The sequence below is a fragment of the Desulfosporosinus sp. FKA genome (assembly GCF_002196785.1).
Classification (GTDB): Bacteria; Bacillota; Desulfitobacteriia; order Desulfitobacteriales; family Desulfitobacteriaceae; genus Desulfosporosinus; species Desulfosporosinus acididurans.
The window spans coordinates 50,368-73,997 of the sequence record NZ_NAHZ01000032.1; the positions used below are offsets into that span (position 1 = coordinate 50,368).

At 41.0% G+C, this 23,630-nt stretch carries 21 protein-coding genes, 2 tRNA genes and 1 other RNA gene; 1 reads left to right on the forward strand and 23 read right to left on the reverse strand.

Translation table 11 applies throughout. The annotated features are described in order from the left end of the window. Positions 1-27 precede the first annotated feature (27 nt). The 3 genes from B5771_RS17140 to metG all read right to left on the reverse strand — a co-directional run bounded on the left by B5771_RS17140 (position 28) and on the right by metG (position 3,797). Complete coding sequence (locus tag B5771_RS17140; RefSeq protein WP_242966872.1) at positions 28-1,026, reverse strand: 3D domain-containing protein; 999 nt, start codon at positions 1,024-1,026, stop codon at positions 28-30. A gap of 78 nt (positions 1,027-1,104) precedes the next feature. Then, entirely contained in the window at positions 1,105-1,869 is a 765-nt protein-coding gene (locus B5771_RS17145; protein WP_088188640.1) for a TatD family hydrolase, read from the reverse strand. After that, positions 1,866-3,797, reverse strand: coding sequence for a methionine--tRNA ligase (gene metG, locus B5771_RS17150; protein WP_088188641.1), 1,932 nt, complete (start codon positions 3,795-3,797; stop codon positions 1,866-1,868). Before metG ends, B5771_RS17145 begins: the two co-directional genes overlap by 4 nt. A 213-nt stretch (positions 3,798-4,010) precedes the next feature. Between metG and B5771_RS17155 the strand changes: the two genes are divergently transcribed. Then, the gene (locus B5771_RS17155) at positions 4,011-4,289 is read left to right on the forward strand and encodes an AbrB/MazE/SpoVT family DNA-binding domain-containing protein (RefSeq protein ID WP_041276183.1); all 279 of its coding nucleotides are present in this window, start codon (positions 4,011-4,013) and stop codon (positions 4,287-4,289) included. Between the two features lie 85 nt (positions 4,290-4,374). Here B5771_RS17155 and rsmI read toward each other — a convergent pair whose 3' ends face one another. From rsmI to B5771_RS17255, 20 genes are all read right to left on the reverse strand, one after another. Next, the gene (rsmI, locus tag B5771_RS17160; RefSeq protein ID WP_088188642.1) at positions 4,375-5,211 is read right to left on the reverse strand and encodes a 16S rRNA (cytidine(1402)-2'-O)-methyltransferase; all 837 of its coding nucleotides are present in this window, start codon (positions 5,209-5,211) and stop codon (positions 4,375-4,377) included. Positions 5,212-5,247: 36 nt separating this feature from the next. Next, entirely contained in the window at positions 5,248-5,553 is a 306-nt protein-coding gene (locus B5771_RS17165) for an initiation control protein YabA (RefSeq protein ID WP_047808991.1), read from the reverse strand. Next, positions 5,550-6,362, reverse strand: a complete 813-nt coding sequence (locus B5771_RS17170; protein ID WP_088188643.1) for a stage 0 sporulation family protein — start codon at positions 6,360-6,362, stop codon at positions 5,550-5,552. The genes B5771_RS17165 and B5771_RS17170 overlap by 4 nt, the downstream gene beginning before the upstream one ends. Then, positions 6,355-7,233 carry a DNA polymerase III subunit delta' gene (locus B5771_RS17175; RefSeq protein WP_088188644.1) on the reverse strand — a complete coding sequence of 293 codons (879 nt, stop codon included), beginning with the start codon at positions 7,231-7,233 and terminating at the stop codon, positions 6,355-6,357. Before B5771_RS17175 ends, B5771_RS17170 begins: the two co-directional genes overlap by 8 nt. Next, positions 7,230-8,669 (reverse strand): amino acid decarboxylase, encoded by a 1,440-nt coding sequence (locus B5771_RS17180; RefSeq protein ID WP_088188645.1) that lies wholly within the window; start codon positions 8,667-8,669, stop codon positions 7,230-7,232. Before B5771_RS17180 ends, B5771_RS17175 begins: the two co-directional genes overlap by 4 nt. 141 nt (positions 8,670-8,810) lie before the next feature. Beyond that, complete coding sequence (locus B5771_RS17185; protein WP_088188646.1) at positions 8,811-9,074, reverse strand: sigma factor G inhibitor Gin; 264 nt, start codon at positions 9,072-9,074, stop codon at positions 8,811-8,813. A 58-nt stretch (positions 9,075-9,132) separates the two neighbouring features. Beyond that, the gene (locus B5771_RS17190) at positions 9,133-10,341 is read right to left on the reverse strand and encodes a Ger(x)C family spore germination protein (protein ID WP_172408305.1); all 1,209 of its coding nucleotides are present in this window, start codon (positions 10,339-10,341) and stop codon (positions 9,133-9,135) included. Further along, the gene (locus B5771_RS17195; RefSeq protein WP_088188647.1) at positions 10,331-11,431 is read right to left on the reverse strand and encodes a GerAB/ArcD/ProY family transporter; all 1,101 of its coding nucleotides are present in this window, start codon (positions 11,429-11,431) and stop codon (positions 10,331-10,333) included. Before B5771_RS17195 ends, B5771_RS17190 begins: the two co-directional genes overlap by 11 nt. Positions 11,432-11,433: 2 nt before the next feature. Further along, the gene (locus tag B5771_RS17200) at positions 11,434-13,008 is read right to left on the reverse strand and encodes a spore germination protein (RefSeq protein ID WP_088188648.1); all 1,575 of its coding nucleotides are present in this window, start codon (positions 13,006-13,008) and stop codon (positions 11,434-11,436) included. Positions 13,009-13,125: 117 nt separating this feature from the next. Beyond that, positions 13,126-13,620: a CBO0543 family protein gene (locus B5771_RS17205; RefSeq protein WP_088188649.1), complete on the reverse strand. Its 495-nt coding sequence runs from the start codon at positions 13,618-13,620 to the stop codon at positions 13,126-13,128. 158 nt (positions 13,621-13,778) lie between these two features. Next, complete coding sequence (locus B5771_RS17210; RefSeq protein WP_242966873.1) at positions 13,779-14,783, reverse strand: DUF2935 domain-containing protein; 1,005 nt, start codon at positions 14,781-14,783, stop codon at positions 13,779-13,781. Positions 14,784-14,877: 94 nt separating this feature from the next. Beyond that, positions 14,878-18,405 carry a pyruvate:ferredoxin (flavodoxin) oxidoreductase gene (gene nifJ, locus B5771_RS17215; RefSeq protein WP_088188651.1) on the reverse strand — a complete coding sequence of 1,176 codons (3,528 nt, stop codon included), beginning with the start codon at positions 18,403-18,405 and terminating at the stop codon, positions 14,878-14,880. Between the two features lie 263 nt (positions 18,406-18,668). Next, entirely contained in the window at positions 18,669-18,923 is a 255-nt protein-coding gene (locus B5771_RS17220; protein ID WP_047808981.1) for a pro-sigmaK processing inhibitor BofA family protein, read from the reverse strand. Between the two features lie 208 nt (positions 18,924-19,131). Beyond that, complete coding sequence (gene recR / locus B5771_RS17225) at positions 19,132-19,728, reverse strand: recombination mediator RecR (RefSeq protein WP_088188652.1); 597 nt, start codon at positions 19,726-19,728, stop codon at positions 19,132-19,134. Positions 19,729-19,735: 7 nt separating this feature from the next. Beyond that, positions 19,736-20,080 carry a YbaB/EbfC family nucleoid-associated protein gene (locus B5771_RS17230; protein ID WP_047808979.1) on the reverse strand — a complete coding sequence of 115 codons (345 nt, stop codon included), beginning with the start codon at positions 20,078-20,080 and terminating at the stop codon, positions 19,736-19,738. Between the two features lie 42 nt (positions 20,081-20,122). Continuing rightward, positions 20,123-21,793, reverse strand: coding sequence for a DNA polymerase III subunit gamma/tau (dnaX, locus tag B5771_RS17235; RefSeq protein WP_088188653.1), 1,671 nt, complete (start codon positions 21,791-21,793; stop codon positions 20,123-20,125). A 106-nt stretch (positions 21,794-21,899) separates the two neighbouring features. Further along, an RNA gene (gene ffs / locus B5771_RS17240) (signal recognition particle sRNA large type) lies at positions 21,900-22,165 on the reverse strand. 60 nt (positions 22,166-22,225) lie between these two features. Then, positions 22,226-22,317 (reverse strand) — tRNA-Ser (locus tag B5771_RS17245). Positions 22,318-22,538: 221 nt separating this feature from the next. Then, positions 22,539-23,303 carry a stage II sporulation protein R gene (gene spoIIR / locus B5771_RS17250; protein ID WP_242966897.1) on the reverse strand — a complete coding sequence of 255 codons (765 nt, stop codon included), beginning with the start codon at positions 23,301-23,303 and terminating at the stop codon, positions 22,539-22,541. Between the two features lie 228 nt (positions 23,304-23,531). Beyond that, positions 23,532-23,622 (reverse strand) — tRNA-Ser (locus B5771_RS17255). Positions 23,623-23,630: the final 8 nt, after the last annotated feature.

A 23,630-nucleotide genomic window follows, 5' to 3' on the forward strand; every position in this document is an offset into this window, starting at 1 on the left:
TAGTTGGTTGTCAAAAACTTTTTTCCATTATATGGGTTTTAGAATGTGTATGCGTACAGGCTTTCTTCCCCAATCCAAGCATTGTCTAAGGTTTGTAAAAAACAGATCAATCCTGTTACCTTTGATATCTCCGCCCGTATCAGCTGCTATAGCATACCCATACCCTTCTACATATACTTTACTTCCCATAGCGATGACTCTGGGGTCTACGGCTATAATGCCTTGTCTTGGCGTTAGTCCCGTTGCCGTTTTGTTGCCTGTATAAGTATAAGCCGTTGACTCCATTGTTAACGTTTTACTAATATTCAGTTTGTCAATGTCAAAGTGTTCTCCGACAACCGGCTTTGAGTTTTGAATTACAACTTTTTTCTTAGGCCTTTTTAATTCAAAGGAAAGTTGTATTTGTTGATTCAATGGTTGTCCATCTACCTTATAGGTCTTAACCACCTGTCTCAAAACACCAGTTTCCCCTTCTTCCTGAACCTTGCTCATTCCGGGAAGAAGCTGATCCGATTCTATAACCTGCGTATCATAGGCAATTTCTTTGTCTACAACTTGAATATCGCTCGTCATCATGCTTCCTGAACCCTTGATAGACTTATCTTCACTTAAATGTTCCTTTTGCGACGTTTCCCCAAAATTGTTCTGATTTGAATCCTTAACCTGATTTAGCGTTTCAGCTGTGTCAAGTTTACCTGCATCATTTACAACTTCCAGGCTGCTTGGCTCTGAAATACGCGATTTTAAATTACTGCCGCCTAAGACAGGAGCTCCGCGACTAATATTTCCGACACGTAGTAATTTCCTGCGTGAGTCTAAAAGGCCTATCTCAAGTTTTGGTTTTTGAATCGTCTGTGGTTGTTTTACTTGTTGATAAGGAACAGACATGGTCTGAGATATATCTGGAGCTTTCAGTGCTGAATATCTTGTACCAGCTGCAAACACTGCTAAACCGCCCAGATACGAACTCCAAGTCTTGGTTGCCCGCCAATAATCGGAATACGTGGTGATCGGTAGCGAATACATCCTATCCCTCCTTAATCAGAAGGTATGAAGCAACTTCAAAAAAAAGAACCTTCTCCCGAAGGTCCTTTTTAATCAGCTTTAAACAAGCTTAAATATTGTTTCTGCATTATGCATCGTCTGAAGAGCCATTTCTTCAATGCTCAGTTCTTTGATTTCAGCGAGTTTCCTGACTACTTCCCTTACATAAGCAGGTTCATTGCGTTTGCCTCGCCGCGGTTCCGGGGTTAAATAGGGAGAATCTGTCTCCGCAAGAATACGGTCAATGGGGGCATTTCTGGCCACCTCAACAGTATGGCGGGCATTTTTAAACGTTAAAGGGCCGGCAAAAGAAAGATAGAACCCAAGCTTTAAAAGAACTTTCGCCATTTCCCAGGAACCTGAATAACAGTGGAAGACCCCTCCATGTTTCGGCGGGTGGGCTTTGACAATTTCTAAAACATCCTGATGGGCGTCCCGGTCATGAATTACAATCGGCAGGCCAACTTTGTTGGCCAAGTCAATCTGTTGAACAAAAACCTCTTGTTGAATAGCTCGTGGAGATAAATCCCGATAATAATCAAGGCCAATTTCCCCCCAGGCCAGAACCTTGGGCTGTTGAGCCAAAGCTTGCAGTTGAGCCATAACGTCATCACTAAACTCTTCTGCATTGTGAGGATGGATACCGATTGCTGCATAGATGAAATCGTAATTCTGGGCAAGCTGAACTGACCTTTTTGAAGAAGGAAGGTCATAGCCAACATTCGTAACTCGAGAAATTCCTGAAGACTTAATTCTTTCTAAGACATCTTGAAAATCTTCTTCATATACCTCGTCATCAAGATGCGCATGCGTATCCCAAATCATTTCACTTGTGCTCCGCCAGGAAGTTCTTTGTCAAGCGTAAGTACTTCAAGAACGTCTCCCTGTGATGCTGCCAAAATCATACCCTGAGACGTTATTCCTCTTAACTTTGCCGGCTTTAGATTGGCAACAACTACTACAGATTTATTAATCAAGTCTTCCGGAGCATAATGTTGAGCAATACCGGAAACAACCGTACGCACTTGTCCAGAGATTTCGATTTCTAATTTCAGGAGTTTATCCGTCTTGGCAACCTTCTCGGCACTCAGAACTTTTCCAACCCTTAAATCAAGTTTTGCAAAATCCTCAATACTAATTTCTTCCTTCATTGGTTCAAGTTCCACCTGTTTAGTTTCTTGCTTAGGTTCAGATTCCACTGGTTTCGCCACCTCTTCAGCGTATTGAGAAATATCAATCCGCGGAAAGAGTTGTTCACCCTTTTGGACGCTGACACCCGGATTTATGATTCCCCATTGATCCGCCTCTTCCCAGCGAATAAGCTGCTCATCGCTGCTAAGGAGTGAACATATTCGAGGAGTAATTCCCGGCATAAAGGGAGCGGTCAAAATCGCCATAATTCGAATAGATTCTACAAAAGTATAAAGAACAGTATCAAGACGCTCCTGTTGATCCTCCTGCTTCGCTAAGGACCAAGGAGCAGTTTCATCAACGTACTTATTGCAGCGGGCTATAAAACGCCAAATTTGTTCCAGAGCACTTGCCAGGTCACAACGTCCAAGGCTTTCGTCTACGCCCTTTTTAACTTCCGAACTTAAGGTTTTCAATTCCATCTCTAAAGGACCATCTTGAACTGGTCGAGGAACAACTCCTCCTCGATACTTAACGACCATAGCCAAACTTCGAGAAACAAAATTACCGAAATCATTAGCCAAATCACTATTAATTCGTTCCACTAAATTATCCTCAGAGTATGTTCCATCAGTTCCAACCTGCATTTCACGCAACAGAAAATAACGGATAGCATCTGAACCATACCTTTTAATTAGTTCAAAGGAATCTTGAACATTCCCACGTGATTTCGAGATTTTTCCCCCATCTTTCGACAAATACCACCCATGCCCATAAACAAGACGCGGAAGAGGGAGGTCAAGAGCCATCAAAATAATAGGCCAAATAATCGCATGGAAGCGAACGATATCTTTCCCCATGATTTGAACGTTAGCCGGCCAGTACTTTTTATAATTTTCTCCGTCTGGGTAACCTAAAGCAGAAATATAGTTGATTAAGGCGTCAAGCCAAACATAAACCACATGCTTGGGATCGAAAGGCACCTTAATTCCCCACTTAAACGTCGTTCTGGAAACACAAAGATCTTCTAAGCCGCTTTCAATAAAACGAATCATTTCATTGCGCCGGGAAAGGGGTTGAATAAAATCAGGATGTTCTTCAATGTATTGAAGGAGTGCATTTTGATATTTTGATAAACGGAAAAAATAGCTCTCTTCTTTTAACAATTCTACACTGCGCAAGCAATCTGGGTTGGGACATTTTCCATCAATCAGCTTACTTTCAGTCCAGAATGTTTCACAAGGTGTACAATACCAGCCTGAATACTCTGATTTGTAAATATCACCTTGTTCATATAATTTGGCAAAAATTTGTTGAACCACTTTTCCGTGACGTTCCTCTGTCGTCCGAATAAAATCGTTATTGGAAATATCCAATGATTTCCACAACTCTTTGAAGCGCTCTACAACACCATCTACATAAGTTTGCGGTTCAAGATGATGGGCTTCCGCAGTACGAACAATCTTTTGCGCATTTTCATCGGTACCCGTTAAAAAATAAACCTGATCTCCCAGCATTCTATGATAACGAGCCAAGGCATCTGCAGCAACCGTAGTATAGGCAGTACCAATATGGGGACTCGAATTAGGATAAAAAATTGGGGTTGTAATGTAATAGTTCACGTTAGATCTCCTCTCAATCTATGAATTATCGACACATTAACTCATATTTGTCAAGTATATCCATAATAAAAAATTAATATGTAATGCTATTTTTTATTTAAGAAATTTAATTCCTAATCATGTTTAAAAATGGTTGACTTTAATTGGAACCATTGGTATCATAAGGTTGTAGTTTTCTGTCGAAAGTTGTAGTAAAGGGAGTGAGTGAAGATGATGAAATCAACAGGAATCGTGAGAAAAGTTGATGAACTTGGCCGCATTGTTTTACCTATCGAACTTCGCCGTACTTTGGGAATTGACGAAAAAGACGCTCTGGAAATTTATGTGGACCAAGAAAGAATTATTCTTAAAAAGTATGAGCCGGCTTGTGTATTTTGTGGTAATGCCAGTGACAATCAACTTTTCCATGGTAAAAATGTTTGCCGTGAATGTGCTGTTGCAATGGGAGAAGCTATCCTTGGCAACGTAGATACCGGTTCTAAAGCTGTCTAAGCTTAACAGTTTTACATAGATAGAAGTTTGTGTATAGAGATATTAAAAAACTCTCCTTGAAGGCCGGATCGGCCTTCTTTTTATTCTACTTTAATTCTTCGATTAAGGCTTGATATACCTCCGACTTTTTCACTCCATAACGCTTAGCTACTTCTTTCATGGCTTCTTTTTTGGTTAACCCCCGCTGTATTCCCTCATTGACTTCAATACACCAGTCTTGAGGCCCGCCTGCTAATTTTTCTGGCACAAATGGAGCAATGACTATGCAGCATTCTCCCCGCGGAGAGGTCTTTTCAAACTCTTCTCTTAGCTTAGAAAGATAATTCTTATGAACTTGCTGATGCACTTTTGTTAACTCACGAACAACTGCAGCTTCACGGTCACCGAAGGATTCCGACAATCCTTGTAAGGTGCTTAATAATCGATGGGGAGCCTCATAAAAGATCAAAGTTTCTTGACGATTTGCCAAGCCTTCTAAACTACGTTTTCTCTCTCCTGCTGAAGTTGGTAAAAAACCATAAAACGTAAAATGTTCGGCCGGCATACCCGATAAAATCAAAGCCGTCAGAGCCGCATTCGGTCCAGGCAGAACATCCACCGGAATATTTTCTTCAAGACACAGCCGAACAACCTCACCTCCCGGATCAGAAATTCCAGGTAATCCCGCATCACTAATAAGAGCGACTGTTTGGCCTGCTTTAAGTCGTTCTACGAGTTCTAACGATTTCTTCTTCTCGTTGTGCTCATGATAACTTGTCAAATGGGTACTTATTTGATAGTGCTGTAAAAGCTTACGTGAGTGACGAGTATCTTCAGCGGCTATTAAATCAACATTCCGCAATGTATCTAAGACGCGCAGCGTTATATCCGCCAAATTGCCAATTGGGGTCCCACATACATATAATGTACCTTTAACTAACATGTCTAAAGACTCCCGACCTTAAAATATCCTTTAATTCTAGTCTTTCCGTAAAAAGCCCATACAAAACAGACAATCCCCTTCTAAAGGCTGCCCGAAATGAAGATGACAAACGTGAAATCCTTCATGATAGAGTCGCTCTAAGTTATCATGGGCAACACCTTGGATATGTTCGGCATTGGCAATAACCCGCTCCGTCTCCTTTTCCGGAAGAGTACACTCACGCTTTAGTTTGATATTTTCTTCTTCTAAAGCCTTGACGTAAGGTATCAATTGGTTAACTTCCTCCAGGAGGGAACGCAGTTTTTCTTCCACTTCTGTAAGGGCTTGAGTTAACTGACTCATACCTTATCACTCTTTCCTTTGGGCTTTTCCCCTTTCCTATTACAACGCTGTTTGCAATTCATTTTACTAGCATTGGCGACAGGGTTATCGACAAGAAGATTCGATTCCTCCAAAATTTCCAGCATCTTAATGTCTTCTAAGTCTTGGGCATACATTTCCTTATCATTAGGTCTATAACAGCCATTTTCATACTTCAGGCAACACATAAGCCGCCCGCAAATTCCAGAGATCTTTGTTGGGTTTAGAGATAATTTTTGGTCCTTGGCCATACGGATGGAAACTGGTTCAAAATCCCCCAAAAATGATGTGCAGCAAAGTATTCTGCCGCAGGAACCGACTCCTCCCAGCATCTTAGCTTCATCTCTAACTCCTATTTGCCTTAACTCAATACGCGTACGGAAAATGGCCGCCAAATCTTTCACTAATTCCCGAAAGTCAACTCTGCCTTCAGCTGTAAACGAAAAAATAATCTTATTTCCGTCAAAAGTATACTCAACGTCAACTAATTTCATCGGCAGCTGATGCTCGGATATTTTCTTTAAGCAAATTTGAAAAGCATCTTTTTCCTTTATTCTATTTTGCTCTACAAACTGTTCATCAGCTGGTGTGGCCTTTCTAATAACCTGCTTTAAAGGAAGTACCACTTCCTCATCAGCTACCATTCGAGGAGGGATCACCAATTCACCGAATTCAATACCTCTTGCGGTTTCAACAATCACCCGGTCCGAGGCCTCAAGCTTAAGATCTCCCGGAGAGAAATAGTATATTTTACCCGCATTTTTAAAGCGAACACCGACAACCTCAATCACAGAGAACCCCTCCTTGTTGAAATAGTTCTAAAGCCAATACTTCTATAACCAATCTCGGATTTACTTGTTGTCTTAACGCTTCATTAGCTTTACCAATTGCCAGAAGTTCAAAAGGTTGGTTCGCGCCATTACGGATGCCTTCCTGTATCCTAACGGCTAAAACCTGCAGATAGATACTTACTTGGTTTTTGTCTAAGGGGAAAAGAGAAAAAAGCGCCAGAAAATCCTTATCCTTAACAACCTGAAAAAATCTATAAACCCAATCTTGAAGAGAAGAAACACCCTGCTCCATTATTGCAGTCGCCAGGGTTTGGTTTTCTCCGCTTAACTCCAGAGCTAATCGGGCTTCCTGCTGATTTTCCGCACCCAATTCCCTAAGCCACTCGTCTTCGGAAGGATCAGGAAAATAAATTAATTGAGCACGACTTTGTATTGTAGGCAATATTCCTTCCGCATTTCCGGCACTAAGGATAATAACACAATGCTCCGGAGGTTCTTCAATAACTTTTAAAAGTGCATTCGCCGCAGGCAGCGTTAACGTGTCTGCCTGTTCGATTATAGAAATTTTATAGTTTCCTTCGTAATGTTTTAAATAAACCTTTTCTTGCCAGGCAAGAACTTGTTCGATTCCAATCGTTGTCTTAGGCGGTTTCAGCCACAGTACATCCGGATGGTTAAAACTGGATATTTTATGGCAGGCTATACAATTTTGACACGGTCTTTCTAATTTTGGTGAAAAACAATTTAATATCTGGGCGATCCGAAGAGCCTCTTCCCGCCGGTGTAATTCGCTTCCCCCATGGAAGAGTAAAAGATGTGCCAATTGTTCTTCTCGAGCCGCCTTTTCTAAAAGAGCCTGTGCTAGATTCATGACATTCCTTTTTCCTCCTCCGCAATCCAAATTGTTCGGCTTTCACAGCCTTCCCACCCTTGCCATCGTCCTTCTTCAACAACAAGCAGTGTCTCGAGAACTTCCGGGGTCATTTGTTCTCCCATGACAACGATTGGAATACCCGGCGGATATGGAGAAATAGTTTCCCCGACAATATGGCCTAAACTCTCTTTCAGAGGAACTCTCCTTTTTTTAGCAAAAAAAGCCTCTCGTGGTGTGAGAATCTGGGGAGGTAAAAGAAAACTGTCGCTTCTGTCATCTCTAGCGTTTTTTCGAAAATGTTCAGATCCTAAAGACAATAGCTGAGTACAATCAGCCAATCTTTCTAACCCCCTCGTGAGTCGCCGAATGTCCTCAGGGGTATTGCCGATTCCCAGCAAAAACAAAATATTCTCTTCGTCCCATAATTCAGGTTCCAGGCCAAATTCCCCACGCAAAAATTCAACACAGCGAGAAGCAGGCAATCCCAGCGGCCGCGTATTAATCAAGATTTTTGACCAATCCAAAGCATCTATACCATAAGTCCCAACATCGTTCTGAGAGAGTATGCGGAATTTCTCCCCAACCCTTTGCTGAAGATTTTCGACTTCTTCTTTAAGGTACTCCCACCGCCATAGATCCAGAGCATATTCCCCGGCTCGTTCCAGAGATGCTAACAATAGGTAGCTGGGGCTTGATGATTGAAGCAGTTCCAAGCTTTGTCTTAATCGAATACGGGAAACTCTCGAGCCTTGAACATGGAGCATAGCTGACTGAGTTAAAGCAGCAAGCGTCTTATGAGTACTATGTAAGACAAGATCTGCACCCAATGTTAAGGCACTCGCAGGAAACAAGAATCCCATAAAATGAGAGCCGTGCGCTTGATCGACAAACACCGGCACATCCGGTGCTAAATTTGTCCTTTTATTTAAAAGGTCTCGCAGCTCTATACACGTTCCATAATAACTAGGATAAGTAACATGACAGGCAGCGATATTTGACCAAGGAAATCGCTCAGGGCGTAAGTCCAAACCCAAGGGAAGGTTAAAATCCGGATGAATAATAGGTTTTAGATAGTCCGGTTTTAATCCGCTGAGAACCAAAGCCGACATTACAGAGCGATGGGAACTCCTTTCAATAATAACCTGATTCACCGTATTCGTAAGGGACATAAACATAGCCTGATTGCCGACAGTCCCCCCGCCGACCAAAAAAAATGTTTCATCCGCTCCAAATATTTCGGCCGAACGTTTCTGTGCTTGATCTATAATTCCCTTCGGTGAATGGAGCATATCGAGTCCCGGAAGTTCTGTTAAATCAAATCCGCAGAAATCAAAGTCATGAAAAAACTCCTGTTGCCCTTTATGGCCAGGAGTATGGAAAGAGCAAAACCCCTGTTTCTGATATTGGCTCAATCCCTCTCCTAGATCACCCACCAATGAACCTCCATTAAATGGTTTATAACGCTTTATATCAATACATCATATTCAAACTATTTTATCACATCTAAGCCAATATTTCATCTACATTTCATAACCCGAGATTTGGATCAAAATCCCGGGTTATGATAATAAGTATTAAAATAAAAGTCCTTGGATTAAAACTAAGAATTCTCGATATTCTGGAGTATCCTGGTCGGCAGAGTACAACTCCCGTTGACAATCAGAGCAGAAAAACATTCCTCTTATTCTAAATCCGTCATATAATCCATTTTTAGGAACTTGAGCACAGCGATAACAAACCGGATAGACCTTCCCTTTATTGATAACCGTTTTCTGATCCTTTATCGAGTCGGTTCCCTCACCTGGGCCCCTTAATTGAATAGTATCTGCTTTTATCATAGTTATGTTCCCCCTTAGTACTTCCTCCTACACCTATTCTTCCCCTTCTCGTACTGAATTAATCGTTAGTCGTAGAACTGCTGCTTGACATCCCTGAATGATGAACAGAAACCTGCACATTCAGATTTAGAGGAAAATCCGCAATCTTCTCTTCCCATTGGTCTTTTATGGTCTTCCAATACGAAGGGTTTCTCTCTTCAATCAGCCGCCCAACCCCTAAAAAATCAAGGCTCAATTCCCTCTCTTTTTTGATTGACAGCTCACATTCTTCTTGAATGACTTTGGCATAACTCGTTTCAGCCTGATTCATAAGATCGACCCATTCCGGTTCCGAAAGTTGTTGCTTTACACCCATTACTTCATCGACGGAAATACTTGCTTGAATCTGGTACTGAAGACCGATTACTCCGTTATTATCGAATAATTTATATCTAGTCTTAGATTTCAAAACTTGTCCGCCAAAGCTAACCTTGTCTTTATCATCCATTGTATTTATCAAACGATTTTGAACATTGTTTTCAAGCCACATGTACCCTTTGGTTTCCTTATCTGTAAGGTAATCCACTAAGCGATCTCCGCGCAAAACACCTGAACCTTGTATATGCAGTTCCTTTCCCTCCTTTGCGTTATTATATTCAATGCCATCCTCTCCTGACTTTATAGTTTCAACGACGGGAAGAATTGGAGCCGTACTCTGTGTGCCAATAATTGTTAAGTAATGTCCCAGACGAACGGTAGGAAAGGTAGAAAGATTACTGCCTTGTTCCATATGATTCTTAATGCTCATAGCCGGAAGTTCTCCATCGCGCAATTTTATATTTAAAAGAGTTTGAGCCTTTCCTTTTGTCAAAACAAGGTACATTGTCCGCCGAAACTCTGAAAATCGCTGAGCGAAATCAATGATATCGGTAAAACCGGCTTTGGCCGCGCCTTCGCCAATAACTATGACCTTTAAAGAGCCCATAAAGGGTATACGGCTGGAAATCTTATACACCATTTCTGTTGCTTCGCGAGCGCTGGCAACTTCCACACTAAAGGTTCGATCTTCGATTTTAGCTGCAGATTCTCCTCCGCCTTGTTTAGGTTTGGCTAATTGCATGGTTATCAGAAATGTTCCCGGTTTTTTGCCGAGATCAACGCCTATGCCAATCAGAGGCGCCAATTCCTCAACTTCTCGTTTTCCCCAGCATCCCGGTAAAAATAAAAGACATGCTAATAAAATTAAGACCGTAATTCGATTAACTTTTTGGTGCCTTCTAGTTTCCACGGATGTTTTTTCCCTTCTTCCAGCGCGCTGTTCCCCAAAGTCCTAGTATCCAAATAGTGGTGAATGGCAAAATAAGATAGTTATCAACGAACGATATTTCAGAAATCAATACAGATCCCCTTACATAACCAAAAGCAATCCCCATAAAGACCGCACAAACCGCAATTTGCCATTTTAGACCTTTGAAGTTCATTACAGTCTCCAGGCCCCAAACTGCAGTGAATAAAAAAGCGCTAATCTTTATGACCAAGGCCCCAAGCCAAACCCCCAAAAATAATGATTCAACACCTGCCACTGTGCGGCTTACTTCTACCATTTTCCCTAAAACTAATAAACCATACACAATCCGAGTCGTTTCGAAGGGCCCAAATACAAGGATTTGCGTGAATGCCACAAACATGTCTAAGATCCCTACCAAAAATACTGCCCGCCAAACTTCTCTCCTTAATTGTCCAATCTCCTTCATATCAGTAGGCAGGAATGCTAAAATCCCAGCCATGAAAAGTATATATTCCATAGCGAAGGGGGCTACTTTAAGACCTCCCCAGAAAAGCGGCATTACCCCTTCACTGAGAATTGGCAGCAGCACGCCCGGCTCAATTCGCGAGATTGAAAGCGTTAAGTTCAAGATTAATGCTAAGATAATCAAAGGAAAAATAACTTCTGAGAACCGGGCGAATACTTCAATTCCGGACTTACACAAATAAAAGACAAGAATTATTGTCCCTAAATAAAACAGACTTATGGGCGTCAAGGGCATAATTGAACGTTCATAAATATCACCTACTTGTCCCAGAAGCAAACCGCCAAAATAACCTGTGATTAGAATATAAAGAACACCGATGAGTTTTCCTATTCCTTTGCCAAAGACTATCTCCGAAACCTGTAATAAATTTTTATTAGGAAATTGAGACAGTAATGAAAGTACCATTAAGCCATAAGGTATCCCCAAGACAAAGGCGGGTAAAACAATCATCCAGCCGTCTCGTCCGCCAGCACTGCTGACGATAGACGCAACCGGGAGAAATGTCGTGCCCATAAGTACAGCTCCCCCTAAGGTCATGAACTGATGTGCAGAGATTCTTTCCATAGTTATTCTTTTCCCTTCCCTCCTGATTGAGGGTTCTCTATTTCCAAAAGCTGCGGTCTTCGTTTCATCGCCCACCATGGAGCTCGTACAAATGTATCCTGTAACAAAGACCGAATGCGCATTGGGGCAATAGGGCTCATGTACGGTACCCCAAAAGAACGAAGGCTTAAGAGGTGAATTAAACCTGCATAAAACCCGACAGCGACACCGAAAAAGCCAAGACTTCCGGCTAAAATCATAAGTGGAAAACGTGTAAGCCGTACCGCCAAGCTCAAATCGTAGTAGGGGATAGCATAGCTCGATACGGCAGTTATTCCTATGACAATAACCATCAACGGACTTACCAAGCTAGCCTTTACTGCAGCATCTCCTATGATTAAAGCACCGACAATACCAATAGTTTGACCAATCGGTCTCGGCAAACGCAGTCCGGCCTCTTGTAAGATCTCCAAGACTATTGTCATAAGTAAAGCCTCTAAAAGAGCTGGAAAAGGCACTCCTTCTCGTCCTGCTGAAATGCTCATCAAAAGATCAGTCGGAATAATTTCCTGATGAAAAGTAGTCACTGCAATATAAACACTTGGAGCCGTCACAGCAATAAAGGCTCCAATATAGCGAACGAAGCGAAACAATACTGCTGTCATAGCGCGTTGATAGTAATCTTCATTAACATTTAAAAATTGCGTTAAAATGGCTGGAACGACTAAAACTATTGGAGTTCCATCAACCATGATACCCACTTTTCCTTCCAAAAGCTTACCTGCCAATACATCGGGCCGTTCTGTATAAGCAATTTGAGGAAAAGGCGAATAGGGAAAGTCCTCAATCATTTCTTCGATATAGCCGCTTTCTAAAACCCCGTCCATTTTAATGGTGCTCAGCCTTCTCAATACTTCGGAAACAATATCAGGACTAGCGACCTTGTCCACATAGGTGACAACTATATCAGTATTAGTTAACTCACCAAGCTTTAATGATATCAGCCTCAAGGAGGGATGTTTGATTTTTCGTCGTAGCAGAGATGTATTTATTCTTAGTGTTTCTGTAAATCCCTCGTGAGGGCCTTTAATTACTGACTCAGCTACAGGTTCGTTAATCCCGGCATTAGCCCACCCTCTAGCTCCGATAACAATTGCTTCCTTGGACTCACCAAAAAAAATTACCGCATCACCGGACAAAATTGCGTTAATGGCGTCACTCAATTTCGAGATCTTTTTGATTTCAAGACCGGGCAGAAGATATTGAATAGTGCTGTCAACTACATTAGACAACGTCAGCTGAGCTAATTCCCGACGCCCCAGCAAATCAACCATAAGAGGCTTTAATACAAATTGATCCAAAAGGTTTTTATCAACTAGTCCATCAACCCCTGCCATTAGGCAGGGAATAGATTCCTTTCCTTGAAGATAGAATTCCCGAAAAACAATATCACTGCTCTTAGACAAGATTTCTTTTGCTTTTTGCCCCGAAATTGGCTTTGCAAGGTCTTCATCAAAGGAATAGGCAGGAGACTTTCTAACCTGATGAACCTTAGGGCGAAGGGTAAGTTCTTTGAGCATTTTCATCCAGCTGCGCAACGCTTTCTCCTCCTTATCCGCTTATTTTGTCCTGCACTACTCTGATTATGCAGAACAGCTAACAATGTCATCAGAAAAAGAGCTGCCTAAAATGTTACAGCTCTTTTTGTCTGAATTTTACAAAGAAACCTCAAAATATACCATTATAAAAATGCCGGCAGCAGCTGAAATTAACCATGCCCAGCGTGGATCCTCATAATGTATTTTAAGTAGAATAAACATGCCAAAATTAAAAATCACGGAATATTTTAAAGTCCAACCGTTAAAATGAGCAAATCTATGCATTCGTAATGCCCACCATTCAATCAACGAAAAAATGAACGTCCAAAAGCAGACATACGTAAATTGCTTCAAAAATTCCTTTCTTGGAAAATAGGGAAGAAATAGAAAAATAACGCATGGAAAAATAACAACAATCATCAGGATATTAGAGATTGATTCAGGGATAATTGTCGTAAATTTCCACAAAGGTTTTTTAAACGTAAGATAGCAATAAATCATATTACCCAAGTCCCAAAATATAATTGTAGAATAATACTGTCTCCACTGTTTCCAATCACCCCAAAACCAAGTAACTAGTACAAAACTAAACGTAAGTAAAGCGTCTTCCATGAGTTCCTCCATCATTGAAGCTTCTCAACTAGGATTCTGCCAAATTCTTATAATTTATTCAAAAATAATTGCTTAATTTAAGCAAAGCCAAAAAAGCGAACTTTGAAACCTTAACGTTTCTTTTCGCTCGCTTTAAGAAAGTATGACCTTCTGCCTTACTAACCCCGCCCAAGATAAACTAGCTTTAAAGTCTGCAAAATTCTTAAATAATAATAAGCTTCTCGCAAAGTATGATCAGTCAACAAAGGAGTAAGCATAGATCGTATTTGACAGCCCAGAAGAAGGTCTGTACTTATGGCTTTAAAATTTGCGATCGCCGTCGTGGCCTGAATATTCTCCTGTCTCAATTGTTCAAGCTGTGTTGCTCGTGCCCCCTCAGCGTTTAATTTTTGCTCTAAGCGCTTAAACTGACGATCAAAATCTTTTGCCTTACTGATAAGATTCTTCTCCGAAGGATCTAGGTAATGACTAATAACCTGAGCATGCTCTCCCATGATATCGTCCCAAAATACCTTCTGCTCATATAATTCAACTCGAGAATTTACAAATTGGTTGTTTTGTAAACGGTTGATCAGTTTTAGATAAAAAAGGGCCTCCTTATGAATGTGAAAATATTGAGATGGCAAGAGATTCGTAAACAAACAACACTTCGTCACTTGGTCTAATATCATAGCTTTGAACTCAGCAAAAGAGGTCGTTATAATTTTTGCCTTTTCATTTAAGGCCTGAACATTAGGAATAATCTCTTGGGGGATTGTCCCCGGATCGGAACTAAATTTTAACTCCTCGACCGTTAGTGAACATTCAATATAGATACCCGTCAATTCTTGAGTTTTTTGCTCTGCCCCAAGTGTTTTAGCCGTTACTAATTCTCCCGATTGCAGCACAGGTTCTGATGCCGTACAATCACTAAGCATTATAGCTTCCTTAAGGATTTCATCATACTGACATTTAAACTCCTCTGCTTGAGCGGTGTAAGTAACATCTTTAGGCAGAAATCCTATTTGCATAAACGTTGCATGTTCTTTCATAATTCGAGCCATAAATAAGTGTAAATCCAGCGATTCCCTTACGAAATCTCCAACCATTGGTATACTGCTCGTCGTAAAACACCTCCCTCTTCCTTTTGAACATATTATTCCTAAGTTTATAGTTTTGTTCACACAAACAGACCTTCCTGACAGCACAAAAAAAGAGAGCAGAAATTCTGCTCTCAAAACTGGTGACTAAATTACATTTAGAACAAACTTGGCTGAATTACTCTTCCCACTTTTGCCCTGCTAACCGTTTATAAGAATCGTAACGTACCTTAGCATATTTTTCTGCTCCGCTGAAGAGTTCTTCTGCCGTTTCGGGGAAAGTATTCAGCAAAGACGTATAGCGAACTTCGCCCATAATAAAGTCACGGAAAGGCAGAGTAGGTTCCTTGGATTCCAAGCTAAATGGGTTCTTACCTTCTTCCGCCAAATCAGGATTAAAGCGATAGAGATGCCAGTAGCCAGAATCAACGGCCTTCTTAGCTTCTTGAACGCTCTTCGTCATACTTGCTTTTAGGCCATGGTTAATGCATGGTGCATAAGCAATAATTAATGAAGGTCCTTTATAAGCTTCGGCTTCCTTAATAACTTTGATGGTTTGGTTCATATTGGCACCAAGAGCAATTTGAGCGACATAAACGTAGCCATAACTCATAGCCATCATACCAAGGTCTTTTTTACGAATCTTCTTACCTGCGGCAGCGAACTTAGCTACAGCTGCACGAGGCGTTGATTTTGAAGATTGACCGCCGGTATTGGAATATACTTCCGTATCGAGAACGAGAACATTGACATCGTCGCCGGATGCTAATACATGATCTAAACCGCCATAGCCGATGTCATAAGCCCATCCGTCTCCCCCGAGAATCCATTGAGACTTTTTAATAAGATGGTCTTTCCTGCGGAGGATCTCAGCCAATACTTTATTGTCGCCATTATAGCCTTCAAGAGATGCCTTAATTTTTGCTGCGGCTGCTTTCGAAGCATCTGCATCATTCCAACCTGCAAGCCATTCTTCAAAGGCACCTTTAAGCTCAGCGCTAATTTCCATTTCAAGCGCCTGCTTCATTAAATCAACTAATCTTTCCCGTTGCTGACGAACCCCTAAATACATTCCATAGCCAAATTCAGCATTGTCTTCGAATAAAGAGTTAGCCCAAGTCGGTCCTTTACCTTCTTGATTCGTGGTATATGGAACTGCAGGAGCACTACCGCCCCAGATTGAACTACAACCAGTGGCATTAGCAATCATCATATGATCACCAAAGAGTTGAGTCAGAAGCTTAACATAAGCAGTTTCTCCGCAACCTGGGCAAGCACCATTAAATTCGAGTAAAGGCTGTGCAAATTGGCTTCCTTTAACAGTCGTAACATCAAAGAGATTTGATTTATTCTTAAGGGAAATGGCAAATTCCCAGTTTGCCACTTGTTGCTCAAATTGTTCAGCAGCAGGTTTCATAACCAGCGCTTTTTCTTTAGCCGGGCAAACTTCCGCACAGTTTCCACAACCGGTGCAATCCAAAGTGCTCACTTGGATACGGAATTGCAGACCTGCAGCTTCTTTACCAATAGCCTTCTTACCAAAAAATGATTCCGGAGCATTTTTTGCTTCTTCTTCATTCATTAGGAAAGGACGGATTGCAGCGTGAGGGCAAACATAGGAACATTGGTTACACTGAATGCAATTGTTTATTTGCCATTCTGGAACTAAAACTCCAATACCACGTTTTTCGTAAGCCGTGGTACCAACCGGGAAGGTACCATCTTCACGACCATTGAAAGCACTGACGGGAAGATCATCTCCCTCCATAGCATTCATTGGGCGAAGAATATTTTTAACGAATTCGGGTTCATCAGCAGCAGCGGCGACTTCACCGTCTTGAGCGTTAGCCCAGGATGCAGGAATTTCTACTTTGACGAGAGCAGAAACACCTTGATCTATTGCTGCATTGTTCATGTCAACAATATTTTGGCCTTTTTTACCATAGGTCTTTAAGACGGAAGCTTTCAAATAATCAATTGCCTCTTCAACAGGAATAACATTAGCAAGCTTGAAGAAAGCAGCCTGCATAACCATGTTAATTCGTGAACCAAGACCAATTTTCCGGGCAATAGAAACCGCATCAATAATATAGAAGTTAACTTCATTACGAGCAAGTGCCTGTTTCATTGCTGCCGGAAGTTTCTCATCCAATTCTTCAGGCGTCCATTGGCAATTCAACACAAAATTACCCTTTTTCTTTAAGCCCTTTAAAAGGTCATATTGGTAAACATAGGTTTGGTTATGACATGCGATATAGTTTGCACCTGTCACATAGTAAGGGGATTTAATCGGCTTCTTGCCAAACCGAACGTGCGAAATCGTGATACCGCCGGATTTCTTACTGTCATATTGGAAGTAAGCTTGCGCATAAAGGGAAGTATGATCTCCGATAATCTTGATCGCTTGCTTGTTGGCACCAACAGTACCGTCTGCGCCAAGACCCCAGAATTTACAAGCAATAGTACCCTCTGGAGCAGTATCAATGATTTCATCTTCAGGAAGAGACTTAAAGGTTACATCATCAACGATTCCAATGGTAAATCCATTGGCTGGCTTTTCAGCCTTAAGATTTTTATAAACAGCCAATATTTGAGAAGGCGTTGTATCTTTAGATCCTAAGCCGTAACGGCCTCCGACAATAACGGGTTTTTGCTCATGATTGTAGAATACTTCTTTAATATCTAAGTAGAGAGGTTCGCCTAAAGAACCTGGTTCTTTTGTTCTTTCCAGAACTGCAATCTTTTTAACAGTTTTGGGCAGTACGTTGAAGAAATATTTGCTGGAGAAAGGATTGAAGAGGTGAACTTTGACAACTCCGACCTTTTCTCCTTTGGCCATAAGATAGTCGATGGTTTCTTCAATCGTATCACAGACTGAACCCATAGCAACAATTACATATTCGGCATCTTCGGCACCGTAATATTGGAAAGGATGATATTCACGGCCGGTTAATTTTTTATACTCTTGCATATAGTGCTCAACAATATCAGGAACCGCATCATAAAACTTATTAGATGCTTCGCGGCTTTGGAAATATACATCAGGATTTTGAGCTGTTCCGCGCAGAACAGGATGCTCTGGGTTTAAACCACGGTCACGGAATGCTTGAACCGCATCCATGTCTATTAATTTGCCAACTTCGTCATATTCCGGTATCTCGATCTTTTGAATTTCATGAGACGTACGGAATCCATCGAAGAAATGTACAAAAGGAACTCTTGCCTTAACTGTCGCTAAATGAGCAATAAAGCCCAAATCTAACGCTTCTTGGACGCTATGTGAAGAAAGCATTGCAAATCCGGTTGCACGAACAGACATTACGTCTTGATGATCACCAAAAATTGAAAGAGCATGGGTTGCTAAAGCCCGAGCACTTACATGGAATACACTTGGAAGCAGCTCACCGGCAATCTTATACATGTTAGGAATCATCAAAAGTAAGCCTTGTGAAGCTGTATACGTAGAGGTTAATGCACCAGCCTGGAGTGAACCGTGTACTGCACCTGCGGCACCTGCTTCAGATTGCATCTCAACGACTTTAACAGTTTGCCCATAAATGTTTTTCCTTCCATGAGCAGCCCATTCATCAACCAATTCGGCCATTGTCGAAGAGGGGGTGATGGGAAAGATGGTAGCGACTTCAGTAAATGCATACGATGCATGAGCCGCGGCTTCATTTCCATCCATGGTTTTCATTTTAGCCATTTTTTGTTTCCTCCTAATCATGTGATAAATTTAATTTTTCCGGGAGTTAATGAAAATACCTTTTCTATTCGTCCTCATATTTTTCAGAAAATGAACTATTAAACTTGAGGAAGAAATAGAATTTTCGTAAAACGCCCGTAAAAACAGACGTAGGGAACTACTTCGCATTTACGTCGAATAGTTCCCTTTAGCAATTTTTAGTATACCTCCAACTTGTCGAACGAGTCAAGGACTTAATTTAAAAAATCTTTGAGTAAACAGATTTAAATTCCTAATAACTGTAGGATTGATAAGGTTAATACTCCAGGAAATCCTAAAATTCCGACAATAATTACTGTAAAAAAATTAATTGGAATTGAAAACCCAAGAATACTTAAAAGAAAATTAAATAACCAAAGTCCAACAATTCCGCCCAAGCTATGAATTGTGATTTTTAGAACAATATTTGGTTTTCCGAGAATTGAACGAACCGTTAATCCTATTAATATTATAAAAAATCCTAGAAAGACCAGTGTCATATGGTTTTCCCCCTCGTCCGATGCTAGTCCATAGATATGCACTTCACGGATAAAGAAGAACAGAATTATAAATAAAAAACTGTGCTCAACCTAAGGTCAAAGTCACAGTTTAAGCAGCGTATTTAATTTTTACTATTCTATCCACTCATAAGACTCTCACTTGTAGAAGTGGAAGTGGTTGAATATTATAAGTTTACTTTAAAGTGAACTAAAGCTGGCGTCTTCCTTCCAAAGCTCGTGCGATGGTCACTTCATCAGCATATTCCAAATCTCCGCCAACAGGTAACCCATGAGCTATACGGGTCACTTTAATCCCTAACGGTTTCAGTAAACGTGCTAAATATAAAGCAGTTGCTTCGCCTTCTACCGTTGGATTGAGAGCCATAACAACTTCTTGAACACCTTCTAAACGTTTTAAAAGAAGGTTAATGGTTAATTGCTCCGGCCCAACTCCTTCCATAGGTGAGAGTACACCGTGCAAAACATGATACCGGCCTTTGAATTCTTTGGTTTTTTCTAAAGAAACCACATCTCTCGGATGCTCCACAACACAAAGTTCTGAGGAATCTCTCTGTGGGTTCTGACAAAGTGCGCAAGGGTCTTGGTCCGTGAAGTTAGAGCAAATCGAACATTTTTTAAGCGAATGATTGGCCTCCAAAATCGCCTGTGCCAAATCTTGCGAAATTTGTGGCTGCTGAAGAAGGTAAAATGCCAATCTACCTGCTGTTTTAGGACCAATCCCCGGTAAACGTGCCAATGAGCTGATAAGGTCTGCCAAAGGCTGAGGATAATTCAAAAAATCCATAGTTCACCTAGAACAAGCCGGGGATCTTTAAACCACCGGTTAATTTTCCCATTTCATTACTAGCCATTTCCTGAGCTTTTCTCAGTCCTTCATTCACTGCGGCCTTAACAAGGTCTTCCAGCATTTCTACATCCTCAGGATCAACAGCTTCAGGATTAATTTTCATTTCGACTAATTCCATTTTTCCACTGACAACAACTTGAACCATCCCGCCCCCAGAAGAGGCATCCACAGTTTTATTTTGCAATTCCTCTTGTGCTCTAGCCATGTCTTCTTGAAGCTTTTGGGCTTGCTTCAACATTTGATTCATATTTCCACCCATACCGCCGCCCATTCCTTTAAAACCTGCCATATTAACACTTCCAATCTTAATTTTATCACCTATATTTGATGTTTACTCCCGAATGGTAACAAGGTCTTCGCCAAACATATCCTTTGCTTTATCGACAAGAGCCTGTTCTTCAAGTTCTTTATTTTCTGGCTCCAAAGAATCTTTCTTTTGAAATTCGTTTTCCATAACATTGTTTATGGCAATAGGTATTCCAAATAGTTGCTGCAAAGCCTCTTCAATTGTCTGGCGATTTTCCTGCTGATTAACTTTATCTTTATGAAAAGAACATCCTTGGCGAAAAGCAATGGTTAAAACGTTTCCTTCGAGATAAACCGGTTTGCCTTCTAACAAAAAAGCTTGTGTAGATTTTTTTCGGCGTTTAACCTGATCTAAAATCTCGTTCCAGCGTTCTTGAACGGTCTCTATTGCTAAAGATTCCGTTTTTGCTGTGAACTTCCTTTCAGCAGTGGCAACTGGCTCAATTTCCAGAGCAGTTTTTGTCTGAGATTTATTATTTTCTTGCTCATCAGACCCTACTGAGGCCGGAATTTTTAATGTACTTTTCCTAGGGAGATCCTTACCCGACAAAAGATTTTGCAATTGAAGTTCAAGCGATGTCAAGCGTTTAATAATCTCATCCTGATCATTAATAACACGTTGCCCTTCATGAATTGTCTGAACTATTAAAAGTTCGGCTGCTAAGCGAGCATTCGATGCATATTTCAATTGTCCTTCGCCTTGCATTAAAAGCGAAATCCAATGTAATAAACGAGATATGGGAATTTTTCTACTTTGTTCAACTAATCGCTCTTGAATTTCGGGAGCCACAAGCGGAGTGACACCTGTAGTTAAGTTTAAGAGCATTTGACGAAGATACTCTAAAAGCTCTCGAATAATTTGCCTCGGATCTCGACCTTGCTGTATTCCTCCCGTCAGAGTTTCTAAACTCTTTCCATAATCAAGGGCAATTAATCCATCGACTAATTCTGAACTAAAAGTTTCACCGACCATTCCTAAAACCTGATAGACTTCCTTAACACCAATGGGATCATCTTGAAGCAGACATTGATCTAAGATACTTAAGGCATCGCGAAGACCGCCTTCAGATTTTTGGGCAATTACCAATAAGGCACTTTGCTGAACCTGGCGCCCTAATGATTCACAAACAACAGTTAATCGTCTTGTAATATTCTCAACCGAAATACGGTGAAATTCAAAACGTTGAACCCGAGAAAGAATTGTCAGGGGTATTTTCTGAACCTCAGTTGTCGCTAAAATAAAAACTACCTGTGAGGGCGGCTCTTCCAAAGTTTTAAGCAGGGCATTAAAAGCCTCTGTTGTCAGCATATGCACTTCATCAATAATATAAACTTTAAATTTGCCTTTTATCGAGCTTAGCTTGATGTTTTCTCGTAAATCTCGAATCTCATCAATTCCTCGATTAGACGCGGCATCAATTTCAAAAACTTCAATAGCAGAACCATGATCAATACTTGAACATGAGGAACATTGATTACAAGGTTCAACCCCATTGCGCTGTTCGCAATTCAGGGCCTTGGCTAAAATTTTGGCAGCAGTTGTCTTACCTGTACCTCTCGGCCCGCTAAACAAGTACGCATGAGCAATTTTATTTTGTTTAAGAGCATTCATCAAGGTCTGGGTAATATGTTCCTGTCCTACAATACTTTGGAAAGTTTTTGGTCTCCATTCACGGTACAATGCCAGATAAGCCATAAATTCACCCTCATAATTCGAGCGTTTTGAAAAGTAGAAACGAAGGTTATACTTTATGATAGTACAAAAAAGATGGTACCATTACCACCTTTATCTTAAATAATAGCCGTACACCTTAGATCGATCCTTCACCTCCGAACGTTACCTTGGTCGAACAGTTCGATTCAGGCAACCTTACGGCACACAAAACATTCTCCTTAGTGCTGCTTCCGTCAAGACCTGACACGGTTCGGAGTGTTCTGTTGCGTAAGACCAAAATCTCATCACCATCTACCAAAGACAGCTTCACAGGTGTGGACCTTTCGCAGGAATTCCACCTTGCTAGAGCGGACTGCAAGTTACAAGGAACCGCTACCTCCCCGTCTAGTACGGCTAAATCAATTATAGCAAAATAAAAAGCCGAAGTCGAATACTTTGGCTCTCTTTTCAATATGGCGGAGAGAGAGGGATTTGAACCCTCGACACCAGTTACCCAGTGTACCCGCTTTCCAGGCGGGCGCCTTCGACCACTCAGCCACCTCTCCGTGCTCTCTAACTCTACAAACATATTAATTTGCAAGAATTTTAGTGAACAAAAAGAATTATAGCTTATCTTAGCAAAGGAGTCAAGAATAAAGTTCTGTAAATATTTGTAATACATTTCACGCTATTGCTTTTCGATAAGTGAGGGTGGTTCTTTCGTTAACTTCAGGTGGGGCAGAGTCCAAATCTGAAGCCCTGATGTTCAAGCTTTAGCTGAACGAGTTCACTTTCTACTTATTAGCCTTTCTACAAGTTCCCAAAAATAAAATTTAACCTGAAGTGAATTCCCAGGAACAGAACTCCCAATTTTATTATTCGCCGATTTATTGGCTGAATTGACAACTCCCTTATCATTAACTTGTTTGGTTTGTTGATTTTCTGAATAAAGGGGAGCTTTATCATTAATTGGTATCCCTGGTTTTCCATCCACCTGGACGGCTGTTGAATGCTCAATATCAATAAAGCATAACGGAGGAAAAAGAACACACCACCAGTTAGATCCTTTGCCCTCACCAATAACAACTCTTAATGCTTCATAATCTCCTGCGGGCAGTATCAAAGTACCATATGATTTCGTTGGAAAACTAAAATGACCGTACTCCGTATGAACACTGTAATTCTTACCCCAAGCTTTAACTACCGCGCGTCCAATCTTCTCCATTTCCGGACGAAGCTCCGCAAGTATTTGCCGAGATTCTTGCAAAGATCTCGAAGATGCCAGTTTCGGGGAAACTTCTTTTAAGACAGCATCTCTGACAGCTCTTTTTAATGCTTGGTCTTGCTCGCTGTCTGAATTGGCAAGGACATGAAATCGAATCAATTGATCAGGAGTTTGCGCCAATTTTCCCTCATCATAGATAACATTTTCAGATACTTTTGTGGGTATATACACATTTCCCTTCCAAATCAAAGCACTAAGAGATCCGTAACCTAAAATTCCAAAAATACAGAACACCATTGATACTCCAATTATTTTTTTCCATTTGATGCTTCTGGTTTGAAGCCATAATTGAAGGCCTTGGCAGCCATTTAGCAGATTATTTATATTTTTCCCGGCTCTTTTTATTATATGATCCATTCTTGTTAAAACCTCTTTCTGAACACAGTACATGTTTATCTCTATTTCCTATACTTTGCCCAGAATGTGAAATTTTAAACAAACAGTCACAAAAAGATAAAAGAGCCCTTTTAAGAAAGGCTCTTGTTTTTATAAGTATGGCGGAGGAGGTGGGATTCGAACCCACGGACGGCTTACACCGTCAAACGATTTCGAGTCGCTCTCGTTATGACCACTTCGATACTCCTCCGTGTAATA